This is a genomic window from Enterococcus sp. LJL128 (assembly GCF_056924295.1).
This window is the reverse complement of the sequence record NZ_JBXPBP010000005.1, coordinates 139130-163188: the sequence shown is the minus strand read 5'-3', so window position 1 is coordinate 163188 and position 24059 is coordinate 139130. Positions and strand designations below refer to the sequence as shown.

Below are 24059 nucleotides of genomic sequence, written 5' to 3'. Positions count from 1 at the left end.
TTTCATATACTTCTGCCAGCAGCGGATTCCAGTAACCGCGCTCTTTGATAATTGCCTAAAAAGTTATCAATGGTAAATGCAAAAGTGAGTGAGACATAACTTATCAAGTCATATCCCACTCACATGGAATCTAGATAAACAGCGGGCGTAGAGCTCTCCCTTCGGAAACAAATACCTCTATCCCTTTCTCTTTTGCATCTAGTTAATCCTTCATGCCAGATGTTTTTATTCCAGCAACCAAATTCTTAGAAGCAATTAGGACAGAGTCATCAATACTATAGGAACTAGTTTTGAAAAATCGCTAGAACAAAAGCGTATTATCCGCAAAAAGCAGCTAGGTTCTCTTCTTCCATCTTATCGTTACTTATCACTCCGCAGCAGTAGATAGAGAAAATAAGGCGCTCCAATGATGGCAACAATAACACCAGCAGGAATTTCACCTTTTTCCTGAATTGTACGTCCAATCGTATCACTAAGCAGCAGAAGAACACTTCCAGTTAATAAAGACAGCGGTAAAATATCCTTATGCTTGGCGGCTCCTAGCTTTCTGACAATATGCGGGGCAATTAAGCCCAGAAAGCTGATTCCACCAGTTACAGAAATAGCTGCTGCAGCTCCGGAAACAGCTAAAATCAACGAGAATAGCCGCTCTTTTCCCGCCTCAATTCCAACTGAAATGGCTGTTTCATCACCTAATTGCAGAATATCATAAACCCGATGCTTTCTTAATGCAATCACAAAAACCAGAACCAGCCACGGCAGCAGGGCACCAGCAAAGGACCAATTACTGCCCCAGATAGTACCTGCCTGCCACATCGTGACAAAGCGATAATTTTCAGCATCCAGCTTTGTTGTCAGCAGAATCGTCAAAGCAGCAATTCCTGTACTTAATACCACTCCAGTTAAAACCATTCGAACGGGTGTTAATCCTTTGCGGCGGTCGTAGGCAATCAAAAGAATACTTCCAGCTGTCGCTAGTGCACCCAATAAAGCTACAAAAGGCAATAGAAATACGGTAGCTGTCGTTGCTTCGAAAAAGCTGATAAACAACAGCACTGCAAAGCCTGCACCTGCATTAATCCCTAGAATACCTGAATCAGCCAGCGGGTTTTGCGTAACACTTTGAAGAATAGTTCCACTTAAACCCAGAGCGCCTCCAGCTAGTACAGCGATAATAATCCGAGGCAACCGAAAATCAATGATTAATAGCCGCTGCACTTTGCTGCCAGAACCAGAAACTACTTGTAAAAAATCCTCGAAAGAAATCGCCAGCTGACCATTTGTCAGACTGAACAAGGTGATTGCTAACAACAATAAAACAAGTAAACTATAGATGCCGAATAATTTTCCTTTACTCACCCTAGATTCCCTCCCTTACGGAATAAATAGATAAAGAATGGAATCCCAATGACTGCCACAACAGCACCAAAGGGTGTTTCAAACGGCGGATTGATCATACGGGCGATAAAATCGGCCAACACTACCAGCAAAGCCCCGCCGACAGCTGAAAACGGCAGTAGTTTGCGGTAGTTTTCACCAGCAAAAAAGCGCATCATATGTGGAACAATCAAACCGACAAAGCTGACTGATCCAGCAATCGCTACGGCTAAACCAGATAACAGCAGAATGAGTGCGCTGACCGCCAATCGAATCACCCGAGGATTTTTTCCTAAGCTAATTGCAGTGTCATCACCAAAACGCAGAATAGTAACTGACGAACTGAAAAAGAAGGAGGCAGCTACTGATGCAATAAATATAGGGGCTACAAGCTTCAGCTGCTGCCAGGAGATAGCGCTGATTCCGCCCAAAGACCAGAACGTAATATCTTGGCTTAAATTAAACTGCAGTGCAATAAACTGGCTAAGAGAAATAAACAACGCACTGATTCCGGCACCTGCTAAGGTTAATCGGATAGGTGTGGCTCCTTGCTTTGAGCGACTGGATATAAAATAAATGATTAGGACGCTCAGCCCCGCCCCCAAAAAAGAAACAAATAAAATCTGCCAGTAGCCTGCAGCTGGTAAAAAAGCAAAGACTAAGGCTAGACCCAATGAAGCACCAGCGTTAATCCCCAACAAACCAGAATCTGCCAACGGGTTTTGCGTAATCCCTTGAGCAAGAGCCCCAGTGATAGCCAGACTCGTTCCTACCAAAACTGCTCCAAGCACTCTAGGAAGGCGTATCGACAAGACTACCTGATGCAGCTGATTTTCCTTATCGAAATCAGTAAATGCTTCAATCAATGTGCTAAAAGGGACTTGAACCGCACCATACAGAACAGAGACAACAACTGCTGCCAGCAGCAAAAGAAAAAAGAGCAGAAAGCAGCTGATTTGCCGCTGTTGAAGCTTAGCTTTCCAGTTCATCAGCCTTCTCCTTTTCCGCCATTTCATAAGATAGAACCAGAGGCCGTCTTGTTTTTCCGTGACAGATAATTTCTGCTTCAATAGCAAACACCTGCATTAACAACGCTTCTGTGACAACCTCATTGGGTGTTCCGTCTTTTACTATATTTCCGTCCTTCATAGCAATGATTCGATCTGAAAAACGGGAGGCCAAATTAATATCATGAATGGTCATGACAATCGTTTTATTGTATTCTTGATTAATCATTTTCAACACGTTTAAAATTTCCAGCTGATGTGCCGGGTCAAGATAAGTGGTTGGCTCATCTAAAAGCAAAATCTCTGTATCCTGCACTAGAGCCATGGCTATCCATACCCGCTGCCGTTGTCCTCCGGATAATATCGCCACTGACTCTCTAGCCAGTTCAGTTAGCCCTGTCAACTCCAACGCCCACTGAATAAGCTCTTGATCGTGACTATTCAGGTTTTTCCAACCAGACTGATACGGATAGCGGCCAAAAGAAACCAAATCAAATACCGACAAATCTACGCTATTTTCCGGACTTTGAGATAAGATTGCCAGCTTTCGGGCAACTTCTTTTGACGAGAACTCGCTCAGCTTACGCTCTTCCAGCCAAACCTGTCCTTTAGCTTCCGGCATAATGCGCGCCAGTGTTTTAAGCAGCGTGGACTTGCCGCAGCCGTTAGGTCCAATGACACTGGTTATGGTTCCCTGTTCAAATGTACAGTTTAGCTTTTCGCTAATAACCTCTTTGCCATAGGCTGTCGCCAAATCGGTCGTTTTTAGTATATTCATGAAATTCCTTCCTCGTACTGAAGTTATATATACAACGATTCTTTTTATCTTTTCGCTGAGAATGATTCTCAACGAACTGTACTTCATTATAGAAAACTCTTCTATAAAATGCAATGACCTTTATTCTTTCAGCACACAACAAAGAGAATTTATTGTTCAATTAGAAATAACAATTGACAAATCTCTCGATATAAATGATAATGAGAATCGTTATCATTTAATTATACTTAAGGGAGAGAATCAAATGAAATTGTTTAATAAATATACGGCGTTCGGACTGTCTCTATTAATTGGCGGAAGCTTACTGGCTGCTTGCGGCTCTAATAATAAAACAGACAGTTCCTCTGCTAAAGACAGCACTGCGGAAGAACGGATTATGAAAGATGCTTTAGGAAATGAAGTGACTATTCCTGCTAATCCAAAGAAAATCATCGGCAGTTATCTGGAAGATTACTTAGTCGCTTTAGACGAGACCCCCATCGCTCAATGGACTGTAAATAATGCGAGTATTCAAGACTATCTACAGGATAAATTAGAAGGGATTCCGACAATCTCTTACGATTTGCCTTATGAGGAAGTTCTTAAATATGAACCTGATTTACTGCTGGTTAGCTCATCAGCGACGGTTGAAGGTGGAAAATATGCTGAATACAGCAAAATCGCTCCTACATATGTAGTGAAAAACGGCGACGGTGTTACCTGGCGAGATCAGCTAACTGATGTTGCGTCTGTTCTAAACAAGGAAGATCAAGCAAAAGAAATTCTGGCAGACTATGATACATTAGCTGATAAAACAAAAGCTGAGCTTGCAGACAAAGCAGCTGACCAGTCAGCCACCGTTCTTTGGATTACCAATAACCAAGCCTTTATGGTTAGCGAAACTCGTTCAAGCGGCGCTGTACTTTACGGAGATTTAGGTCTAAAAATCCCTAATTTGGTTGCTGAGATTTCTGAAACAGCAACGGCTGATTGGAGTGCTGTTTCTCTTGAAAAGATGGCCGAACTGGATGCAGACAATATCTTCTTAATCAATAGCGATGAATCCGATCCGTTCTTCCAAGAGGATGTCTGGAAAAACCTGAAGGCTGTGAAAAATGATAAAGTTTACAGCTTCGGCGGCGATTCCAGCTGGCTCTATAATGGACCAATTGCCAACACAAACATCATTGAAGATGTTAAAACTTCTCTGCTGTAAAACAGAAAAAACGAAGGAAAGGTCTTAGGCTTTCCTTCGTTTTTTGCTTATTTAAACTTATGCAATAGCTGTTTCCAGACCTACTTCAATCATTTCATTAAATGTTGTCTGTCTCTCTTCAGCCGTTGTTTCCTCACCAGTAATAATATGGTCGCTGACTGTGCAGATTGCTAATGCCTGCACGTTAAATTTCGCCCCTAAATAATACAAGGCTGCAGCTTCCATTTCCACTCCCAGTACACCTAATTCAGCCAACTTCATTGTTTCAGCTGTATCATCCTTGTAAAATGTATCTTCAGACAATACATTTCCTACATGGGTAGTAAATCCTTTTTCTGTCGCAAGCTGATAGGCTTTAAGCAATAAGTCAAAATTGCCGATTGGTGGAAAATGAAACTGTTGGAAATTTTTAGCAATCATTGCAGAGCTAGTTGCCGCGCCTTGAGCAATCACTAAATCTCGAACATGAACATCTGTAGAAAGCGCGCCGCAAGTGCCTACTCTAATCAATTTCTTCACATCATAGGAATTGATTAATTCATGGGCGTAAATCGTTGCGGAAGGCATACCCATACCTGTTCCCTGTACAGAAACACGTTCTCCTTTATAGGTTCCCGTATAGCCCAGCATTCCCCGAACCTGATTGTAACAAACCGGATTCTCTAAAAAGGTTTCTGCAATATATTTTGCCCTTAGCGGATCGCCCGGCAATAGAATTTTATCTGCTATTTCACCTTGTTTCGCTTCAATATGAACACTCATTTGCTTCGCTCCTTTATTTTCTTCTCATTAGTGTTAGAGATAACAAACGTTTCATCGTACTACATATTTTTCAATGTAGTTTTCACCAGCTGCTTGAATTGCTCCTTCACCCGCTCTGTTGTTTCCACAACTTCTTCATGGTTTAGGCTGCTCTGCATCCCTGCGGCCAAATTAGTAATACAAGAGATTCCCAGAACCTTCAAGCCGCTATGAGCAGCCACAATTACTTCTGCCACAGTGGACATCCCCACAGCATCAGCCCCCATCTTCCGAGCCATGCGTATTTCAGCAGGTGTTTCATACGTAGGACCAGAAAAACCCATATACACGCCTTCCTGTAAAACAATCCCTTGTTCAGCAGCTGCTGCCTTTGCAGCCTCCTGATAATTTTTCGTATAAGCCTGACTCATATCCGGGAAACGTGGTCCCATGTCATCTTCATTCTCACCAATTAACGGATTGTCTCCAGTGAAATTGATATGATCAGTAATCAGCATCAGATTACCTGGTTCAAAGGCTTCATTCACTCCACCTGCAGCATTGGTTACTACAATCGAATGAATACCTAACGCTGCCATCATACGTACTGGATACGTCACTGTCTGCATTGAATGACCTTCATAGTAATGGAAGCGTCCCTGCATGGCCAGCACTTTTTTCCCAGCTAGTGTACCATACACTAGCTTACCCGCATGACCAACGACTTTAGAAAGAGAAAAATGCGGTACTTCAGAAAAGGAAATCGCTACTGGATTTTCAATTTCCTCTGCCAGTTCACCAAGACCAGAGCCCAAAACCAAACCAAAGTCTACCTGTTCAATTCCTTTTCCTCTCAAAAAATCAGTTGTTTCCTGTAGCTGTTCTTTCAATTTTGTCATTGTTTTCCTCCTATTTTAAATCACTTAAAAAGCTGACGCCGTTTTCTGTTTTAGGAACTCCAAAGTTTTCAGCAATCGTTGCGGAAATATCTGCATAGTGTCCTTGAGCAAGCTGACCTTGTCCCTGCATTTTTTTACTATAAACAAGCAGTGGAACGTACTCTCTAGTATGGTCTGTCCCGGGAAAAGTCGGATCATTGCCGTGATCGGCTGTAATCATCAACAAATCATCTTCCTGCATAGTTTCTAAAATCTCAGGTAGCCGCAGGTCGAACTCTTCTATTGCATGCGCATAGCCAACAACATCTCGGCGATGACCAAATAATGCATCGAAATCAACCAGATTGGTAAAGCTTAAACCTGTGAAATCCTTCTTCATGACATTCAACAGCTGATCAACACCGTCCATGTTGCTCTTTGTACGAACTGCTTCAGTGATGCCCTGTCCGTTGAAAATATCATTAATTTTCCCAACTGCAATCACAGCTTTGTCAGCTTCCTTCAACGAATCCAGCACCGTATGTCCAAATGGATCCAATGCGTAATCATGGCGGTTGCTTGTACGTGTAAAGTTGCCTGGTTCACCAAGATATGGACGGGCGATAATGCGTCCAATCATATACGGCTCATCTTTTGTAATGTCTCGGACGTACTGGCAAATTCGGTATAGCTCTTCTAAAGGAATAATGTCTTCATGTGCTGCAATCTGCAAAACCGGATCAGCAGACGTGTAAACGATTAAATCCCCTGTTTTCATTTGATGTTCACCGTAATCATCAATCACAGCCGTACCACTATATGGTTTATTGCAGACAATTTTTCTTCCTGAAAAATCTTCAATCTGCTTCAATAACTCATCAGGAAAGCCCTCAGGAAAGACACGAAACGGCTTTTGAATGTTCAAGCCCATAATTTCCCAATGTCCCGTCATAGTATCTTTACCAACCGAAACTTCTTCCAATTTTGTTGCATAGCCTAAATGATCAGCATCAGCAGCAACTTTATGCAAAGGAGCAATTGTACCCAAGCCCAGCTTTTCAAGATTAGGGATAGTCAACCCGGCTTCCTTAGCAATATGCCCTAATGTATCACTGCCTACATCACCAAATTTATCAGCATCTGGCGCTTCTCCAATTCCTACAGAATCCATTACAACTAAATGTACACGTTTAAACATAACCATCCTTCTTTCTTCCAGTTTTGTTTAGTGCTTATAGACATCAGACAAGTTCGTTCCTGCTGATATCTGATTAAAATAGTTAAAACTATTTTTTTACTGCTGTTATATTGACTAGCTTGCCCAAGGGAGATAATGGACCAGCTTTTTACTCCTGCATCTCATAGCTTAGAGCAGAAGTATTATTATACAAGCAAATAAAACATTCCTCTTCTGCTTTTATCTTTACAGTACTCATTTATGCAAAAAAAGGCAAGACTAAAGAAATGTTCCCATAGTCCCGCCCTTTTAATACAACTATCTAAATCCTGCAAGAGAAATGTGATGTACTCTATTCCCTTACTTACTCTTTTCAAAACAGCATTTTTTAAGTTACCGCTTCATGCTAGAGGATTTATATAGATTAATTATTTAGATTTGATATAGTTCTGACCATTGGCTTTCGGTCCGGAAGCTTTTCCTAAGAACAGTACCAATACAATGATTGTCAATACATAAGGTGCTGACTGCAGATAGACATCAGGAATCTTGGAAATAATCGGAATACTTGATCCGGCAATACTCAAATTTTGTGCAAATCCGAAGAACAACGCCGCACCCATCGCACCCAATGGATTCCATTTGCCGAAGATCATAGCTGCCATCGCGATAAACCCTTGTCCGGCGATTGTGGTTGCTGCAAAACGTCCAGCAATCGATTGTGCGAAAATCGCACCGCCCATACCGCCAAGGAAACCTGACAGCATTACACCAGCGTAACGCATCATGTAGACATTGATACCCAGCGTATCCGCAGCTTGAGGATTTTCCCCTACAGAACGCAGACGCAGACCAAACCGGGTTTTAAAAATAACAAACCAGGCAAGAATCGCAATCAGTACCGCAAAATATGCCGGTAAGAAGGTCCGTTTAAAGAATAAATCACCAATAATTGGAATATCTTTCAAGATTGGAAAGGCAAAGTAGCCAAATGATTTTGCAATCGTATCTGTCTGCCCTTTTCCATAAATTACTTTTACAAGGAATATGCCCAGTGCCGGCGCCATCAGATTAATGACTGTACCGCTTATAATATGATCCGCACGGAGATTAACTGTAGCTACTGCATGAAGCAATGAGAAAACCAGACCAACAGCACCGCCGACGAGACAGGCGATCCAAGGCGTCATGCTGCCGAAAGTATCGGCGAAGGTTAAATTGAAGACAACTGAACTGAATGCACCCATGACCATAATGCCTTCCAGTCCTACGTTTACAATCCCGCTTCGTTCTGAGAACGTACCGCCCAAAGCAGTCAGAATCAGTGGAGTGGAATAAAATAATGTCTGATTAATAATTGTCTGAATTGTTGATAGTAATGCTGCATCCATTAGATTTTCCCTCCTTGCTGGCTTTCATCATTGCCGGCTGACTCTATCTCTTGAACAACCACAACTTCTTTTTTACTTCCAGATGCTTTTGCCATCAGGAAACGGATAAGGTAGCTAATCCCAACAAAGAAGATGATTGATGCAATAACAACATCGACCAATTCGGTTGGAACGCCTGCACGAAGCGGCATTCCTTGTCCGCCCAGCTTAAGAATACTAAACAGCAGAGCTGCCAGTAAAATACCTGCTGAGCTGCCGGCACCTAGTAAGGATACCGCCATTCCATCAAATCCAATACTCAGTGACGAACCTTGTACAAAGAAGTTCTGGAAGGTTCCTAATCCCTGTACAACACCGCCTAAACCAGCAAGTGTACCTGAGATAATCATAGAAAGAATAATTGTCCGTTTACTACTCATCCCTGCATATTCAGAAGCAAAAGGATTTAGTCCAACAGAGCGTATTTCATAGCCGATTGTGGTTTTCTTCATCATAAACCAGACAATCACCAGGAAAATAAGCGCTAAGAAAATACCAAGATTTAACCGGGAACCATTACTCATCTCAGTCAAGAAAGAATTTCTAAGGGTCGCATTTGCTCCAACCATCTTGGTTACCCCTTTGTTGCTCATCACTTCAGGATTCATAACATTATTGACAATATGAGTGCTTGCATAAAGCAACACATAGTTCATCATAATCGTAACGATAACTTCACTCGTTCCAAAATACGCCCGTAAAATACCGGGAATCGCAGCCGCAGCCGCACCGGCTAGCGCACCAGCAATCACTGCTAATGGTAATACAACCATTCTAGGCGCATCCGGCATTGCCAGCGCCACCCAGATACTTGCTACCCAGCCGCAAAGCGCCTGACCAGAAAGCCCGATATTGAAGAAGCCGGCTGAGTTCGCTACAGAAAAGCCCAGGGCTGTAAAAATCAGCGGCCCAGCTGTTACAAAAATTTCACCAATATTTTTAGGTCCCTGACCAAAAACAGTGGTAAACATTGCGGAATATCCTTGAACAGGTGAATACCCGAAAATCAACATAATAATTGCACCAAGAATGAATCCCATCACTACCGACAGTATCGGCACCATAATATTTCTGATTCGTTCTGTCTTGTTATTCAACAGAATCACCTGCCTTCACACTGTTTAGCTCTTCACGTGCTTCTTCCAGTGAATACCCTGCCATCAGAAGCCCTAGTTCATTTTCAGATGTTTCCTTCGGATCAACAATCCCTACAATTTTTCCAGCATGGATTACTGCGATACGGTCAGAAACATTCATAATTTCATCGAGTTCAAAGCTGACAACTAACACAGCCTTCTCCTGATTACGCTGTTCAATCAGACGTTTATGAATATACTCAATCGCCCCCACATCAAGTCCCCGTGTTGGCTGAGATACAATGAGTAAATCAGGATTTCGGTCTACTTCTCTAGCGATGATTGCCTTTTGCTGATTCCCGCCGGACAGAGCCTTTGCAGGCACCAGTTCATTGGTTGTACGGACATCGTATTCTTCAATCAGCTTGCGGGCATACTCATTAATTTTATTATAATTCAGCACTCCGGTTTTACTTAACGGTTCCTTGTAGTAAGTCTGCAGTGCTATGTTTTCTGCCAAAGTCATTTCCAGAATCAAGCCGTACTTATGACGGTCTTCCGGCACATGTCCCACACCAGCTTCTGTAATTTGGCGAGGCTTCTGATTAACAATGGATACTCCGTTCAGCTCCACTGATCCGCTTTCGATTTTCCTTAAGCCTGTCAACGCCTGAATTAACTCAGTCTGTCCGTTACCATCAATCCCAGCTATCCCTACCACTTCACCAGCTCTGACATCCAGACTCAGGCCTTTAACCGCTTCAAGTCCCCGGCTCTCTTTAACAACTAAATCTTTAACAGACAGGACTGTCTTGGTCGGTTTTGCAGGTATCTTTTCTGTTTTAAATGATACTGAACGGCCGACCATCATATCTGCCAGCTGCTGAGAAGATACGTCTTTAATATCAACGGTACCGATACTCTTGCCTCGGCGAATAACTGTACAACGATCTGCAACTTTTTTAATTTCATCCAGCTTATGGGTAATCAGAATAATCGATTTTCCTTCTTTGACCAGCCCCTGCATAATTGCAATTAATTCATCAATTTCCTGAGGCGTCAGCACCGCAGTCGGTTCATCAAAAATCAGAATATTGGCTCCGCGATAAAGAGTTTTTAGAATTTCCACTCTTTGCTGCATACCAACAGAAACATCTCGAATATACGCATTAGGATTTACATCTAATCCGTATCTTTTGGATACTTTTTGAATTTCTTCAACAGCTTTTTTACGGTCCAGAACACCGCCTTTAGCAGGTTCGTTTCCTAAAATGATATTCTCAGTGACAGTAAAAGCATCAACCAGCATAAAATGCTGATGGACCATTCCTATCCCTAAGCGGTTAGCAGCAGTCGGTCCATTGATATCTACCTTTTGACCGTCTATGTAGATTTCTCCTGAGGTCGGTTCCAATAAACCTGACAGGACATTCATCAGTGTAGATTTTCCCGCACCATTCTCTCCCAGCAATGCGTGAATTTCTCCAGGCTTTACTTGCAGGTTGATGTTGTCATTGGCTTTGAATGTGCCGAACTGTTTGGTAATATTGCGCATCTCAATCACATATTTTTCTTGAGCCACGTTTTTTTCACATCCTAACGTTTTTTTCACTTGTGACAAGCAACAAGGTTTTACATGTTGAAACTGAACATAAAGCTTAGGCACTGCTGTTTCTTCAAAAATTCGGGTGACCAAATCTTAAAAGTCCGAAAGATGATTTCTGTCGTTTGACTTTTAAGAAAACAGATTAGTAAACTAGTTTATCTCCTATTCTGCTTTCTTAGAAACCGGAACTTTTTTAGGAATGGGATAGGAGGGACATTCGCATGTCCCATTCCTCATTCCCTGTTCAACAACTTAACTATTTACGAATTAGTCTTTTACATCTTCCGGTGTTTCAGGCACTTCAATATCTCCTGCAATAATTTTTTCTTTTGCAGTATCTACCGCTTTTTGTGCATCATCTGAAAGGTAGCCTTCAGTCAAATCAACACCGCCGTCTTTCAAACCATATACTTTGTGTTCGCCGCCAGGGAATTTGTCTTCCAAAGCAAGATTAGAGATATCTTTGACTGCTGCGCCTACACCTTTAAGCGTAGAAGTCAATGTAAAGTTATCATCTTTGCCATCTGATGTTGTATATTTACCATCTTCATCCTGGTCTCTATCCACACCGATAACCCATACTTTGTCTTGGTCGCCAGATTCATTCAAATCTTTCGCTTCCTGGAAGACACCTGCTCCTGTACCGCCTGAAGCGTGGAAAATGATGTCTGCTCCGCCTTGGTACATTGCAGCTGCAAGAGATTTCCCTTTCGCAGGATCTCCAAATGATGCAGCATATTTCACATCAACAGTGATTGTCTTGCCTAGCTCTTCAGCAGCATCTGCAACACCTTGACGGAAGCCAGCTTCAAAGCGGTCAATTACAACCCCTTCTTCACCACCGATAAAACCAACCTTATCAGTTTTAGTTGTATTGGCAGCAGCTACCCCTGCAAGATAAGAAGCTTCATGATCCTTGAAAGTTGCTGAAACTACGTTGTCTTTGTCTTCGATTACACTATCAATGATAACGAATTGTGTATCCGCATTTTGATCTGCAGCAGCACTAATAGAGTCTGCCAACAGATAGCCGATACCGAATACTGTTTTGAAACCGTTGGAAACAGCTGTATCGATGTTTGTTACGTATTCAGAAGCATCATTTGATTGGATGTAGTCATAACCGCCAGCACCTTTTGGCAGGTCATTCTCTTTACCCCACTCCTGCAATCCTTCCCATGCAGACTGGTTAAATGATTTGTCATCCACACCGCCGATGTCGGTTACGATCACTGCACTGTGGTCAGCATCTCCTGAACCACTTGCTGATCCGCCATCTTTTGAGTCATCCGTTGTGCCGCCGTTACCTCCGCCACATGCAGCTAATGCAACTGTCAATCCAGCTGCCACTACGCCTAGACCAAATAATTTTGCTTTTTTCATTTCTGTAAAGCCCCCTAAATAATAGTTTTATATTTTCAACAGCCAGGATGACTGAATGAAACGTAGATAAGAAAACCTGTGCAGAAAATGTATGCCTTATACAGAAACAGCGGATGCCATTGCTGTTAAGGATTACATCTGCTGCTGATAGTACTGAACCGCAAAACTGATTGATTCATTTTCAGAAGAAGCAAGCTTCTTCTGACCAGCCCTTTTCAACATTGTTTATGTGCTTGTCCGCCCTTCTCACATCTGCGGTTTACAAGTCATCATCAGTAAAGGCGTACGGTAAAAGCTCAGCCACTGTTGTTTCTTTGGTAACACCATTGTCGCCAACTAGCGTCACCGGCATTGAAGGCTCACAAAACTCGGCAATAACCTGCCGGCAAGCACCACATGGCGCAATTGGTTTAGGTGTATGCCCGGCAACAACTAAATGCTGAAACTTTCTTTGTCCCTCTGAGACAGCTTTGAAAATAGCTGTCCGTTCTGCACAGTTTGTTAGTCCATACGAAGCATTTTCAATATTAATTCCCTGATACGTCTGACCGTCTTCAGTGACGAGACAGGCTCCTACCGGGAAATGAGAATAAGGAACGTAGGCCTTATCTAATGCATTTTCTGCAATTGCAATCCATTCTGGTTTTACAGTCATGATTTCCCCACTCTTCTATTCTATGGTTTAATTCGCATCCGTTTAAAACTAGTAGCCGGTACCTGTTGCACCTTCCATGATTGACACACCTGCACTTGTACCGATTCTTGTCGCACCGGCAGCAATCATTGCTTCTGCTTCTGCTTTGTTATGGATCCCGCCTGAAGCTTTAACACCCATATCAGAACCGACTGTTTCTCTCATTAACCGAACATCTTCGACTGTCGCTCCGCCCGTTGAAAAGCCTGTAGAGGTTTTAACGAAATCAGCCCCTGCTTCTTTTGCCAGCTGGCAAGCTTTCACTTTTTCTTCATCTGTCAACAGAGCTGTTTCAATAATCACTTTTACCAAGGCTTTGCCTGCCGCTGCTTCCACTACTGCCTGAATGTCCTTCAGAACTTTTTTATATTGCTTAGATTTCAGCGCACCGACGTTCAAAACCATGTCTACTTCGTCTGCGCCATTTGCAATTGCATCTTTTGTTTCATAAGCTTTTACTTCAGAAGTATTTGCTCCTAGAGGAAAACCAATAACTGTACAAGTTGAAACAGCTGTACCCGCTAATTTTTCATGCGCCAAGCTCACCCAAAACGGATTTACACAGACAGAAAAGAATTCATATTTTTTTGCTTCTTCAATAATTTTCAATACGTCTTCTTCTGCTGCATTTGCTTTCAATATCGTGTGATCGATCATTCGATTAATTTCCACGTTTTTACACTTCCTTTTACGTTTATAGAGTAATTATATCATGAATCAGAACAGGTTCCTCCCCTGACTGTCCAATTTCGATATTTTTATAAATCAGATCCTTTACTTCTTCTATGTCTTCAGTATTCGCATAGATTGTCAACAGGGATTCTCCTTCATTCACAGGCATACCGACCTTCTTGTGCAGCTTAATTCCTACTGCATAATCCAGCTCATCTTCCTTAGTTGCCCGACCCGCACCTAAAAGCATTGCAGCCACGCCAATCTCATTTGCAACAATCCGTTGAACAATGCCGCTGGATTTTGCCGGCAATTCAACTTCATACTTAGCTGTCAATAGTCGTTCCGGGTTATCGATGATTGTATCATCGCCCCCTTGATTACGAATCATTTCTCTGAATTTTTCCAAGGCTTTTGCAGATTCCAGCGCTTCCTTCAGCATCGCCCGTGCTTCGTCCAACGTTGCGGCTTTTTCTGCTAGAACAACCATCTGACTGCCCAGCACATAGCACATTTCCACTAAATCTTCTGGCCCATTTCCCTTCAGAGTCTCGATTGCTTCAACAATTTCCAAACTGTTGCCAATCGCCTCGCCCAGCGGCTGAGACATATCTGAAATAACCGCCATCGTCTGCCTGTTAGCCAATTTACCAATCCGCACCATCGTTTCTGCCAATCTACGGGCTTCATCCAGGTTTTTCATGAAGGCTCCTTCACCAGTTGTCACATCCAGTACAATCGCGTCCGCACCTGCTGCGATTTTCTTGCTCATAATTGAACTGGCAATCAGCGGAATTGAATTTACTGTTGCGGTAACGTCTCTTAATGCATAAAGCTTTTTATCTGCAGGAGCCAAATCGCCCGACTGACCAATCACCGCTACATGGCTTTCATTGACTAATCGTATAAACTCTTCATCCGGCAGTTCAACCTTAAAACCGGGAATTGCTTCCAGCTTATCAATTGTTCCGCCGGTATGTCCTAAGCCTCTGCCGGACATTTTAGCAACACTCACACCTACACTAGCTACTAAAGGAGCTAAAATCAGCGTTGTGGTATCGCCTACTCCGCCGGTAGAATGCTTATCTACCTTGATGCCTTTTATCTCAGAAAGATTGATTACTTCACCGGAATGAGCCATCGCCAAAGTCATATCTGTAATTTCTTCATCTGTCATGTCCTGATAAAAAACCGTCATCAAAAATGCACTGAGCTGATAGTCTGGAATATCTCCTTTGGTATATCCGTCAATAATGAACTGGATTTCTTCTTTCGACAGTACATTTCCGTCTCTTTTTTTCTCGATTAAATCTACCATTCTCATTCTTGCATTCCTCCGAATTCCCAATGTTGTATTATACACTAAAAACTTTTGTCATGAAACCGTTAGTAAAACAGTTTACTAAACCTAATAAATAAAAAAGAAAGTGCTTACAAGACGAACATTACCTTTTTTTTCTTTTATTGTCAATAGAAATTACACTGTCCCTTTCGACAAAAGTTGTTTCAAAAATTTTATTTGGAATTTTTTGTGCGTCGCCGTGAATACCCTCAACTAGAAATTTTGCTGCATAATAGCCGATATCAAATGCGGGCTGATAGACAGTGGTTAAGCTTGGCGTCAAATACTGAGAAATTTCCAGTCCATCAAAGCCTATAACTGAAATGTCTTCTGGAATCCGCAGCCCTTTCTCATAAATTGCCTGGTAGGCACCGATGGCCATCTCGTCGTTACCACAAAAAATAGCAGTTATCTCTTTATTTTCCAACACCTTTAAAGCAGCCTTGTAGCCGCCCTTAAGCGTCAATTCCCCACTGCAGATGTATTCTTCTTGAACGGGGATGGCATGGTCTTCCAAAGCATTCCGATAAGCAGATACCCGCTCGGTCAACTGATAATAGCCTTCTGTTTCCTTCAGCATACCTATATGCCTGTGCCCCTTAGCGATTAAGGAAGTCATCGCTTTGTATGCCCCTTCATGCTCATTGATCAGCAGCTGGCCGTAATTCCGTTTATTAATCCCCCGGTCTACAAGCACTACAGGAAAGGATGCAGCCATTCTTTTTTTCAGAAGATGGTCCTCAGCCAAAACATTTGGGGTCGCTAGAATGATTCCATCCACCGACCGATGAATCAGCTCTGTCACATATTTCTCTTCTTCTTCCTTGCTGTGTTTGGAGTTGCAAAGTAAAATCATATAGCCTAGTGCGTTCAGATGAGTTTCTACGCCCTCAACAATTTTCGAAAAGAAAAAATCCGTTACGTCCGGAACAATCATTCCAACAGTCTTCGAATGCCTAGTGATAATATTTGACGCAAAGAAATCTGGCTTGTACTGGTACTTATCCACTATTTCTAAAACATTTTTTCTAGTTGCTTCACTAAACCTGCTGCCCTTATTGTTAAGTATCTGGGAAACCGTGGTCACTGAAACCCCAGCCATATCCGCAATTTCCTTAATTGTTAATTTCATTTTCCCACTCCCCGTTGACACACTCCATATGACATGATACATTTTCAAAATACTTGTTGAACAATCATATCTTATCAGAATCGTTCGGAAAAAAACAGATAAATGAAAAATTTATTATTTAATAAAAAAGTGCTTAACTAGAAAAGCGAGCAGTCTGAAAAACATCAGAAACCTTACACGATTGCTATTTTCACACTTTCATATTTTTTGATAATTTACTGAAAACTTCCAAACGTAGCAACTGCTATATTTCAGAAAATACCGAACATTCACTGAACCTAGTTACTGCTTTTGCAGCTTTTTATAATTTTGTAAAATACCTTCTGCAATTTAACTTATCGTAGTCAAATTACAGATAAATACTGCTTTTAGAGCAACTGCACTGATTGTAGGTCAGTAAGCAGAGCATGAGCAGATGGCTTGTTTATAAGAAATAGTTTTTCAACTCAGCTTAGTTTATGAAAAAGAAAGGATACCCAATGATTATTGATACCTATTCTCTCAATGCATTCACTAAAAATAATTCAGGCGGAAATCCCGCCGGTGTTGTTCTTGATACAAAAAATCTTGCTGAAACTGAAATGCAAAAAATTGCAACTATCTTAGGATTTTCAGAAACGGCTTTTCTTTTTCCTAGCGTACAAGCAGATTTTCAGGTTCGCTACTTTACTCCGGTTGAAGAAGTCCCTATTTGCGGCCATGCTACGGTAGGCCTCTTTTCAACTTTACTTCAAAAAGAGAAGCTTGCTTCGGGCAGCTATTCTATTGAAACAAAAGCAGGTATTCTAACGGTCAATGCAACATCTGCTGGAGAAATTTTTCTACAGCAGACACCGCCGCAGTTCCTGACTATTCTCTCAGCGGCTGAGCTGGCGGATTCACTGGGATTATTAGAAAACGACTTTCATGATTACTTGCCTGTTCAAATTGTTTCAACAGGACTTAAAGATATCTTGATTCCAGTTAAGAGCTTACAGCTAGTGACAAATGCTCAGCCAAATTTTCCGCAAATAACAGCAATCAGCCAGAAATATCAAGTAACAGGCTATCATCTTTTCTCAACAGAAACCGTCACACCCGCTGCAACTGCTCATTGCCGGAATTTTGCTCCTCTATTTAATATCCCAGAGGAAAGCGCCACAGGTACATCAAACGCGGCCCTTGCCTGTTATCTCAGTAAATATCAGCAGAATGACCAGTCTAACGGCAGCTGCCATATGATTTTTGAGCAGGGCTACTCTATGGGTCTGCCTTCTGAAATTCAGACCTGTCTGACGAAAAAAGCAGACAAAATTCGCGAGATTTTCGTCGGAGGTAAGGCATCGTCGGTACAGAAGAAATCGTTATCCATCTAGCTGTCAACAAGATAAACAACAAAGAGACGGATATGAAAAAAGCAGACAAGATACTTTATTAAATAGCTTGTCTACTTTTTTCAATTTGTTCTTTATTTAAAAAAATTTTGTATTTTACCATAATAGGTATTACCTATCTCAAAAGCAACAAGAATGAAAATAACTATATATAGTATAATCAAAATTATCATTTCTCCTATTGAAAGATGGTAACCTGAAGCATACGTACACAACACTACATTACTAGCTACTGGAAGCAGAACAACTAAAAACAGTGTAATAAAAATATCCTTTATTGTATCATCAATCTCATATGAGTATAATCTAACGAAAAAGGGAACAAAAAACAATACAGCTACTGCCATAATTGATGGTATATTTTTATCAATAGTACTGGTCAATATACTTTTAATTGAATCTCCCAAAAATATAAATGTAATCATCCATGTGATTAGGACTACCCCATAAGTTATCCACTTGTTACTATTGCCTTTAATTTCATTTTTACTTCGCTCCCAGTCTAATTTTAATAAAAGGCTAATACAATAAACCAAATCCCTTTTATATTTTTCTAAATCGAAATTCGGATCAGCTAATTTCCCCTCAATTTCTTCAATTACTGACCATAGATACCCATCATATCTAGCCCATCTTATACTAATCCTCTCTTTCCACTTACTGTGTCCAAAAGGGTTAATCCTAAGTTTAATATCATTTAAATATTTACTCATTTCTTCTTTATTCGTAGCTTCATCAATCTTTATACAAATCTCTCGTAAATCTTTTCTCCAACTATTTCTTTAGTAATATATTCAATATTGCTACTTCTTTTGTCTGAAAAATAACTAAACAACTGTGTTATAAATGCTGTCAAAACCGATGAACCTACCATAGCAGGGATTACATATTGAAATATTAATTGTGTTTTTTCTTCCATTTATTATTCCTCGTTTCTATCCCATTATTAGATATAAGCTCATTAAATAAATAACTAATTTTTAATGTTTATATCAGCTGTGTAGCTGAATTCTAGGCGGCTAATTTTTATCAGTAAGGACTGCCACACATAATTCAATCAACCTTCATACCATTCTTTCTTTGTATAATCATAACGCTCTCTAAAATCTTCTGCGTATCGATTAATTACTTTTGCTTCCACATAGCTTTTTGAATTAAATAAAAAGTAAGTAGGAATTAGTGTTATTAGTAATAAAATAGGAATTCCTATGAAAATACCTATCAAATCATCAAAAAAATTCGCTTGAGTTTTAGAATCTGGGAGAACAGAATCAATTAGCCACCATTTATTTATTCGATAAAATTGCATAGATAAAAAGATGACTACTACAACTAAACCTGAAGTTTTCATCATAATATTCAGAGTTTTAGATGTTTTATATTGCTTGTTAAAACGTTTGTTGAGCTCTTCTATAATCATATTTTCTTCTACTTTTTCATAGAGAACCAAGAAAGTGATAATACACATCGTAACTACTAAAAAATTGATTATATAGCTTCCCTCATCCATCCCATATCCTATAGAGAACAAAGATATATATGCCATTTTAACAAGTGAATATCTAGTTTTTTCATATCCCCAATAACGCAAAAAATTACAATATGGGGATAAAAATTTATAAGTCATGTAGCCTATTATCGCTAGCTCTATAACAATTGCAATGATAGTCTGTGGAAGATATTTTGAACCACTAGCTATAAGACTAATTATCAGTAACGCTGGGAGAAACACACTTGCTAAGTAAACACACCATTTTTTTATATTTATAGAAAATTTTTGCTCAGGTTTCCCATCCATGATAAATTTAACATCTTCAAAATAAATATTTTTAGTAGCTTCTTCCAATGATATCAAGTTGATATAGCTGTTGCTTCTGCGTTTGTTAATCTCCTTCATAAAACTAATACCCTCCATTTGGAAATATATTATTATTTGCATTGGGATTAGAATTAGGAATACCGCCCACCCCTTTAAAATAAAATCATTTGTGAGTTTAAATCATCACTATAAAATATATCATACTTATATCTGCTTTCATAAAACTTTTTGATAATATATTAAGAGAAGTTCAGGTGAAATCACACTTTAAATCATTAATTATTTGAGACTTAATTCTGATTTTTATCAGCTAATCATAAAAAAGAACGCAGAATTAATATCTCTGCGTTCTAATGCTATTTATCAAACTGTGTTTTCAAAAAAAATCGTTCGCCGGAATTAATGGCGCCTTCTTCATCTTTATAGGTATAGGCATCATTCAAACAAGCCGCATACAGCTCTTTCATCGCCTCTTGGGAAGGGGCGAAATTCCCTGATTCATTCTTTTGCAAGGTCAATTCGTGCGTTACCGGCTCTTTGGTAAGAGGGGCAATATTATTCTCCACATATTTCAAATAATTGTAGTTACTTAGCGTGGTCATAAACGCTTCATCTTCCAGAAAAACAATTCCTTCTCCAGCAACATCATAGTTTAAATAGAAAATCTGGCGACTGAAGCTGCCTAAAGAAATGGGGTAAAATGCCAGCTTCACTTTTGCAGTGTCGCCTGTAATCTCTGAAGACATAACCTCATAATTTACGACCTGCTGCAGCATCTCTTTCAATACAGTACTGGTTGCTGAGGATAATTCCTTTGCAGACAGAGTTTCTCCATCTACCACTATTCCTTTTAAGCCTTTAGGCTGTTTGTCTTCGAACTGTTCCTGAACACTTTTCCAAAATTCGGCTTCACTGAACGGCAAAATATCCTTGCCCTTGTTAAAGCCGTCTGAAAACAACGCCTCCATTGTTATAAAAGCAGCATACTCAGGATCAGTAAATGTTTTTTCCTTGAACTTTGTTGTTGATTTTTGATAAGCATCCAGCGTAGTCACATCATTATTTTTATCATAAACCTTAATGACTGCTGGATATTCTGCAGCTGAAGCAGTAATACCCAATGATAAAGCTGTACCTAGTAATATTCCACCAACAATTAACCTTTTTTTCATTTTCATCCTCCTTGTTTGTGCTTATTTTATCATAGCATAGACGTTCCTAAGTGAAAACGGAAAAAACAAATTGGCAGTACTAAGCTTTTCTTATATAATAAATATCAGACTAGGTCGTGTCTGAAAAGTTCTGTGTTAAACGAGTTTTTGGAAATTTTAATGTAAATCAATTGAAAAAAACAGGTTATGTGGTGCATAAGCAAGGATTTTTGATAATAAACATCATCAAACTTACAACAATATTTACCGCTAAACTTTTCAGACACGAGCTGCACAGGAGGAGAAAATGAAAAATAAAAAGTTGGTTACAGCGGCAGTTGGTGCCGCAGTGTTGGTATTAAGTATCTTAGGCTATTGCCTATTTGTTTGGGTTGGGGGAATTATCCGTGAGGACCGCCCTCAATCCAAACGAGAGCTGCCTCGTGCTCCACAGGAAATTGTTTCTACCAGTGAAGATGATTTAACAACATCATTTACTGAACAAGATGATCCAGCAGAGCAGCCAGTGGATCCTGAGAAATACTTTGTAGAAAAGAATGAAATCACTTTATCAGACGGATGGAAAAAAACGATGGCGGAACGCGGTTATTCAGATATTTCTATTCTCTATGTGAATAGCTCTGTGAAAAACAAGTATTTTGCCGTTCTGAAAATGACGTATGATAATTTTCAAGCTGACAACCTGCCCATGGCGCTTGAACCTGATAACCTAGTTGTTCAGCAGGATGGACAGGACTATTATGAGCTGAAAGCACAAAAGGAAAACGAGTATGATCCAGAGGAGGGGTTATTTCTATGCGAAAGCCTTCAGGAACAAGGCTACCCTATCCACACCATAAAACTGAATTTTACTTCCGGCTCATACAACAACCAAACAGAAGACAGTATCTATCGTCCAATCACCATCAAATATCCTTTAGACATTGAAGCTGTTGGGGCGATTTATGAAGGCATGTTGACATACGACACAATGAGTCAATATGGTCTTGATGTTGCTGAAACACGTCAGGAAGAGTTTTTAACATTGTCTCTGCCGGAAAAATTCAGCTTTGTCAACGATGGTCTTGGCTCCCCTCGTGTATTGAATAACTATACTTACGATACAGGTGTACTATTGACATACAGCGGTAAAATTGACGATTTAAATGAAGATATTCCAGCGTTAAATCAGGAATTACTGAAACAAGCAGGCGCAGCTTATGCTGTGGTCTTAGTAAAAGGAACTCCTGTCGCTTATTATTTTGAAACGACAACTAGTAATTCGGCTTACGAACTCTATCGAATGGACAAATCCTTTTTAACAAGATTGGAAAATGAAGAATTCACACGATCTGAAGAGGATTACTAAAGCTAGATAAATTCTGTTAAATAAAAACCCGTCAATCGTACTACCTATTGCCGGAACCCTTTAGAAGCCAAAGCAACAACGCTTAGCTTCAAGAAACAGGATAAACTATCCGAAAATAGCAACCTAAGATGAGCCCTTAAGTTAGATTTTTGAATCTAACTTAAGGGCTCATTGTTTGTTTGGATTTAGTGTAAAGAAGAATTTGAGCAGTTATTTATTGGTCCGCCTCTCTTTCCCATAATCACTTAAGAGGAATGTGAAAATTTCTTATGATTTAAGCCTCTTCCAAAGATACACTAAATAGACCAGATAAACCATTGAAGCTTCTATCTGGTCGGTATTATAACTTTTATAACCAAAAACTAGAGGGAAAGGTATTTCGCTGAGTCACCTTTCCCTCTATTCTTAGGATGTTTTTAATTTATTTTGGTAAATCAAACTCTGCTTCTTCACTTGAAAAGTCTTCATCCAGCAGTTTCAACTTGATGCTAAAGTCTTTTTCCCGCCAGATTTTTTCATATTGCTCCTGGTCAAGAACAAATACCTGCAGCAGTTCACCACTTTCTCCCGGCTGAACAATGTCTTTTATACTATTGTAGTCTACCAGCATTCCTTCACTTAGAAGACGTTGAGAGCCGTTATTCACCGTCAACACAGAGGCACTGCTGCCCATATTAATGCCTTTCTCTCCTTGATTATCTAAATCAAATTTAACGGTCAATAGTACAACGCCGTTTTCAAATGAACTAAAGCGCTGTGCTTCTACTTCATTTGGCTCAAAGAAAGTAAATTGATAGTCAGAAAGTGTTGCTTTGAATCCTTTAATATCTTTTGTTTCATTTATATTTTTCTTTTCTTTATCCAGTGTTTTTGTCCCCATGTTATCTATACTGGCTTTATCCTGTAGAAAGGCTGCATTATCCCCTGCTGTTTTTTCACCAGATGACGTAACTGACAGCTGGATTTTCTGGTCTTCACCCACGGCGTCTTCAGCTTTAAAGGTATCCGGCGCTGTATAGCCTCGTGGAACCTGCATCGTTACAATTCCCAACTTGTTTATTTCTTCAAGTGCCTCTTTACTAAAGAGATAATTGGCTGTTTTAGTAACTGTCTCTCCTGCTGGCAGTTCACCGTCTTCTCGAACAGTGAAGCTGATGATATTGTCAGAATCATCTTTCACAACAGACTTATTATTTGTGTACGCCTTTGTTGCTCCTGTAAAGGTTAAGTCTGGAGTTGACGGATAGTATAGTGTCTTATCACTATTATTTGTAATTGTAAATGTCGCTAGTAATATACCGCCTTCTTCTGTTTCATCGCCAAAAGGAATCTTAAAATTAGAATCAAAATTTGTCAGCTTATTCAAAGCATATTCGTCAATCGAAATTTCCAAATCTCCTTCTGAAACAACTACTGGGTCAGTTTGACGATACAGCTCTTCTGATTTCTCTGCACCCATATAGTCAGCCATTGCCTCAGACCGTTCTTCCAGACTTGGAACAGCACCTGATTTTTTCTCAGACTTAGCTGTGGTTTCTTCAGTAGATTCCTCTGTAGATTCTTCTGTTGACTCCTTAGATACTTCCTCTGTTGATGCCTCTATTGAAGAATTTTTTGTTTCTTTTTTTGAATTATCGCAGGCAGTCAAAACTGCTGTAGAAAGCAATAACACCCAAATAACTTTTTTCATCTTTCCGCTCCTTTGTCATTTAATAAAAATACAGCAACCTTTTTACTCAACCTGTACTCCCTTTGACCAAAGTATAGCATAGGCGAGTCAGCGAAAGGTTTCAGTTTTTTACTTAAAGACAGCGAAACTTGATAGCAGACAGCTAATTTCTTTTGTAACTCTTACTAAA

The 24059-nt window shown here is 40.2% G+C and carries 22 protein-coding genes; 3 read left to right on the top strand and 19 right to left on the bottom strand.

Annotation, left to right across the window (positions count from 1 at the left end; translation table 11 throughout):
- Window positions 1-360: 360 nt before the first annotated feature.
- The 3 genes from AC1Z3K_RS08515 to AC1Z3K_RS08505 are packed head-to-tail and all read right to left on the bottom strand — an operon-like array spanning window position 361 to window position 3162.
- On the bottom strand, window positions 361-1359 hold the full coding sequence (locus AC1Z3K_RS08515) for a FecCD family ABC transporter permease (protein WP_461732480.1): 999 nt from the start codon (window positions 1357-1359) through the stop codon (window positions 361-363).
- On the bottom strand, window positions 1356-2366 hold the full coding sequence (locus tag AC1Z3K_RS08510; RefSeq protein WP_461732479.1) for a FecCD family ABC transporter permease: 1011 nt from the start codon (window positions 2364-2366) through the stop codon (window positions 1356-1358). The genes AC1Z3K_RS08515 and AC1Z3K_RS08510 overlap by 4 nt, the downstream gene beginning before the upstream one ends.
- The gene (locus AC1Z3K_RS08505) at window positions 2350-3162 is read right to left on the bottom strand and encodes an ABC transporter ATP-binding protein (RefSeq protein WP_426082622.1); all 813 of its coding nucleotides are present in this window, start codon (window positions 3160-3162) and stop codon (window positions 2350-2352) included. Before AC1Z3K_RS08505 ends, AC1Z3K_RS08510 begins: the two co-directional genes overlap by 17 nt.
- Before the next feature lie 244 nt (window positions 3163-3406).
- On the opposite strand from AC1Z3K_RS08505, the gene AC1Z3K_RS08500 reads away from it, so the two are divergent.
- Window positions 3407-4357, top strand: coding sequence for an ABC transporter substrate-binding protein (locus AC1Z3K_RS08500; RefSeq protein WP_461732478.1), 951 nt, complete (start codon window positions 3407-3409; stop codon window positions 4355-4357).
- A gap of 57 nt (window positions 4358-4414) precedes the next feature.
- On the opposite strand, the gene deoD is transcribed toward AC1Z3K_RS08500, so the two are convergent.
- The 11 genes from deoD to AC1Z3K_RS08445 form a co-directional block, all read right to left on the bottom strand.
- The gene (gene deoD, locus AC1Z3K_RS08495) at window positions 4415-5119 is read right to left on the bottom strand and encodes a purine-nucleoside phosphorylase (protein WP_461732477.1); all 705 of its coding nucleotides are present in this window, start codon (window positions 5117-5119) and stop codon (window positions 4415-4417) included.
- Window positions 5120-5178: 59 nt separating this feature from the next.
- Window positions 5179-5997, bottom strand: coding sequence for a purine-nucleoside phosphorylase (locus AC1Z3K_RS08490; RefSeq protein ID WP_461732476.1), 819 nt, complete (start codon window positions 5995-5997; stop codon window positions 5179-5181).
- A 10-nt stretch (window positions 5998-6007) separates the two neighbouring features.
- Window positions 6008-7174: a phosphopentomutase gene (deoB, locus tag AC1Z3K_RS08485; protein ID WP_426082646.1), complete on the bottom strand. Its 1167-nt coding sequence runs from the start codon at window positions 7172-7174 to the stop codon at window positions 6008-6010.
- A 407-nt stretch (window positions 7175-7581) separates the two neighbouring features.
- Entirely contained in the window at window positions 7582-8544 is a 963-nt protein-coding gene (locus tag AC1Z3K_RS08480) for an ABC transporter permease (protein ID WP_426082647.1), read from the bottom strand.
- Window positions 8544-9680, bottom strand: a complete 1137-nt coding sequence (locus AC1Z3K_RS08475; RefSeq protein WP_426082648.1) for an ABC transporter permease — start codon at window positions 9678-9680, stop codon at window positions 8544-8546. Before AC1Z3K_RS08475 ends, AC1Z3K_RS08480 begins: the two co-directional genes overlap by 1 nt.
- Window positions 9673-11241 carry an ABC transporter ATP-binding protein gene (locus AC1Z3K_RS08470; RefSeq protein ID WP_426082650.1) on the bottom strand — a complete coding sequence of 523 codons (1569 nt, stop codon included), beginning with the start codon at window positions 11239-11241 and terminating at the stop codon, window positions 9673-9675. Before AC1Z3K_RS08470 ends, AC1Z3K_RS08475 begins: the two co-directional genes overlap by 8 nt.
- 291 nt (window positions 11242-11532) lie before the next feature.
- Window positions 11533-12648: a BMP family lipoprotein gene (locus AC1Z3K_RS08465; RefSeq protein WP_426082652.1), complete on the bottom strand. Its 1116-nt coding sequence runs from the start codon at window positions 12646-12648 to the stop codon at window positions 11533-11535.
- 259 nt (window positions 12649-12907) lie between these two features.
- On the bottom strand, window positions 12908-13303 hold the full coding sequence (locus AC1Z3K_RS08460) for a cytidine deaminase (protein WP_426082654.1): 396 nt from the start codon (window positions 13301-13303) through the stop codon (window positions 12908-12910).
- Between the two features lie 48 nt (window positions 13304-13351).
- Window positions 13352-14014 carry a deoxyribose-phosphate aldolase gene (gene deoC, locus AC1Z3K_RS08455; RefSeq protein ID WP_461732475.1) on the bottom strand — a complete coding sequence of 221 codons (663 nt, stop codon included), beginning with the start codon at window positions 14012-14014 and terminating at the stop codon, window positions 13352-13354.
- A gap of 22 nt (window positions 14015-14036) precedes the next feature.
- Entirely contained in the window at window positions 14037-15338 is a 1302-nt protein-coding gene (locus AC1Z3K_RS08450) for a pyrimidine-nucleoside phosphorylase (RefSeq protein WP_461732474.1), read from the bottom strand.
- Between the two features lie 121 nt (window positions 15339-15459).
- Entirely contained in the window at window positions 15460-16488 is a 1029-nt protein-coding gene (locus tag AC1Z3K_RS08445; RefSeq protein ID WP_461732473.1) for a LacI family DNA-binding transcriptional regulator, read from the bottom strand.
- 458 nt (window positions 16489-16946) lie between these two features.
- Here AC1Z3K_RS08445 and AC1Z3K_RS08440 point away from each other — a divergent pair, with 458 nt between their 5' ends.
- Window positions 16947-17843, top strand: coding sequence for a PhzF family phenazine biosynthesis protein (locus AC1Z3K_RS08440; RefSeq protein ID WP_461732472.1), 897 nt, complete (start codon window positions 16947-16949; stop codon window positions 17841-17843).
- 92 nt (window positions 17844-17935) lie between these two features.
- Here AC1Z3K_RS08440 and AC1Z3K_RS08435 read toward each other — a convergent pair whose 3' ends face one another.
- From AC1Z3K_RS08435 to AC1Z3K_RS08420, 4 genes are all read right to left on the bottom strand, one after another.
- Window positions 17936-18574: a hypothetical protein gene (locus tag AC1Z3K_RS08435; protein ID WP_461732471.1), complete on the bottom strand. Its 639-nt coding sequence runs from the start codon at window positions 18572-18574 to the stop codon at window positions 17936-17938.
- A gap of 29 nt (window positions 18575-18603) precedes the next feature.
- The gene (locus AC1Z3K_RS08430) at window positions 18604-18780 is read right to left on the bottom strand and encodes a hypothetical protein (RefSeq protein ID WP_461732470.1); all 177 of its coding nucleotides are present in this window, start codon (window positions 18778-18780) and stop codon (window positions 18604-18606) included.
- Between the two features lie 138 nt (window positions 18781-18918).
- Window positions 18919-19758: a hypothetical protein gene (locus AC1Z3K_RS08425; protein ID WP_461732469.1), complete on the bottom strand. Its 840-nt coding sequence runs from the start codon at window positions 19756-19758 to the stop codon at window positions 18919-18921.
- 278 nt (window positions 19759-20036) lie between these two features.
- Window positions 20037-20852, bottom strand: coding sequence for a hypothetical protein (locus tag AC1Z3K_RS08420; protein WP_461732468.1), 816 nt, complete (start codon window positions 20850-20852; stop codon window positions 20037-20039).
- 286 nt (window positions 20853-21138) lie between these two features.
- Here AC1Z3K_RS08420 and AC1Z3K_RS08415 point away from each other — a divergent pair, with 286 nt between their 5' ends.
- Window positions 21139-22200: a hypothetical protein gene (locus AC1Z3K_RS08415; RefSeq protein ID WP_461732467.1), complete on the top strand. Its 1062-nt coding sequence runs from the start codon at window positions 21139-21141 to the stop codon at window positions 22198-22200.
- 421 nt (window positions 22201-22621) lie between these two features.
- Here AC1Z3K_RS08415 and AC1Z3K_RS08410 read toward each other — a convergent pair whose 3' ends face one another.
- Complete coding sequence (locus AC1Z3K_RS08410; RefSeq protein ID WP_461732466.1) at window positions 22622-23890, bottom strand: DUF5068 domain-containing protein; 1269 nt, start codon at window positions 23888-23890, stop codon at window positions 22622-22624.
- Window positions 23891-24059: the final 169 nt, after the last annotated feature.

Coding starts and splice junctions, on each gene's coding strand:
- AC1Z3K_RS08425 (WP_461732469.1), bottom strand. CDS start 19,758: ATGAAGGAGATTAACAAACGCAGAAGCAACAGCTATATCAACTTGATA.
- AC1Z3K_RS08510 (WP_461732479.1), bottom strand. CDS start 2,366: ATGAACTGGAAAGCTAAGCTTCAACAGCGGCAAATCAGCTGCTTTCTG.
- AC1Z3K_RS08410 (WP_461732466.1), bottom strand. CDS start 23,890: ATGAAAAAAGTTATTTGGGTGTTATTGCTTTCTACAGCAGTTTTGACT.
- AC1Z3K_RS08465 (WP_426082652.1), bottom strand. CDS start 12,648: ATGAAAAAAGCAAAATTATTTGGTCTAGGCGTAGTGGCAGCTGGATTG.
- deoB (WP_426082646.1), bottom strand. CDS start 7,174: ATGTTTAAACGTGTACATTTAGTTGTAATGGATTCTGTAGGAATTGGA.
- AC1Z3K_RS08420 (WP_461732468.1), bottom strand. CDS start 20,852: ATGAAAAAAAGGTTAATTGTTGGTGGAATATTACTAGGTACAGCTTTA.
- AC1Z3K_RS08490 (WP_461732476.1), bottom strand. CDS start 5,997: ATGACAAAATTGAAAGAACAGCTACAGGAAACAACTGATTTTTTGAGA.
- AC1Z3K_RS08435 (WP_461732471.1), bottom strand. CDS start 18,574: ATGAGTAAATATTTAAATGATATTAAACTTAGGATTAACCCTTTTGGA.
- deoD (WP_461732477.1), bottom strand. CDS start 5,119: ATGAGTGTTCATATTGAAGCGAAACAAGGTGAAATAGCAGATAAAATT.
- AC1Z3K_RS08415 (WP_461732467.1), top strand. CDS start 21,139: ATGAAAAATAAAAAGTTGGTTACAGCGGCAGTTGGTGCCGCAGTGTTG.
- AC1Z3K_RS08480 (WP_426082647.1), bottom strand. CDS start 8,544: ATGGATGCAGCATTACTATCAACAATTCAGACAATTATTAATCAGACA.
- AC1Z3K_RS08440 (WP_461732472.1), top strand. CDS start 16,947: ATGAAAAAGAAAGGATACCCAATGATTATTGATACCTATTCTCTCAAT.
- AC1Z3K_RS08445 (WP_461732473.1), bottom strand. CDS start 16,488: ATGAAATTAACAATTAAGGAAATTGCGGATATGGCTGGGGTTTCAGTG.
- AC1Z3K_RS08505 (WP_426082622.1), bottom strand. CDS start 3,162: ATGAATATACTAAAAACGACCGATTTGGCGACAGCCTATGGCAAAGAG.
- AC1Z3K_RS08500 (WP_461732478.1), top strand. CDS start 3,407: ATGAAATTGTTTAATAAATATACGGCGTTCGGACTGTCTCTATTAATT.
- AC1Z3K_RS08430 (WP_461732470.1), bottom strand. CDS start 18,780: ATGGAAGAAAAAACACAATTAATATTTCAATATGTAATCCCTGCTATG.
- AC1Z3K_RS08450 (WP_461732474.1), bottom strand. CDS start 15,338: ATGAGAATGGTAGATTTAATCGAGAAAAAAAGAGACGGAAATGTACTG.
- AC1Z3K_RS08460 (WP_426082654.1), bottom strand. CDS start 13,303: ATGACTGTAAAACCAGAATGGATTGCAATTGCAGAAAATGCATTAGAT.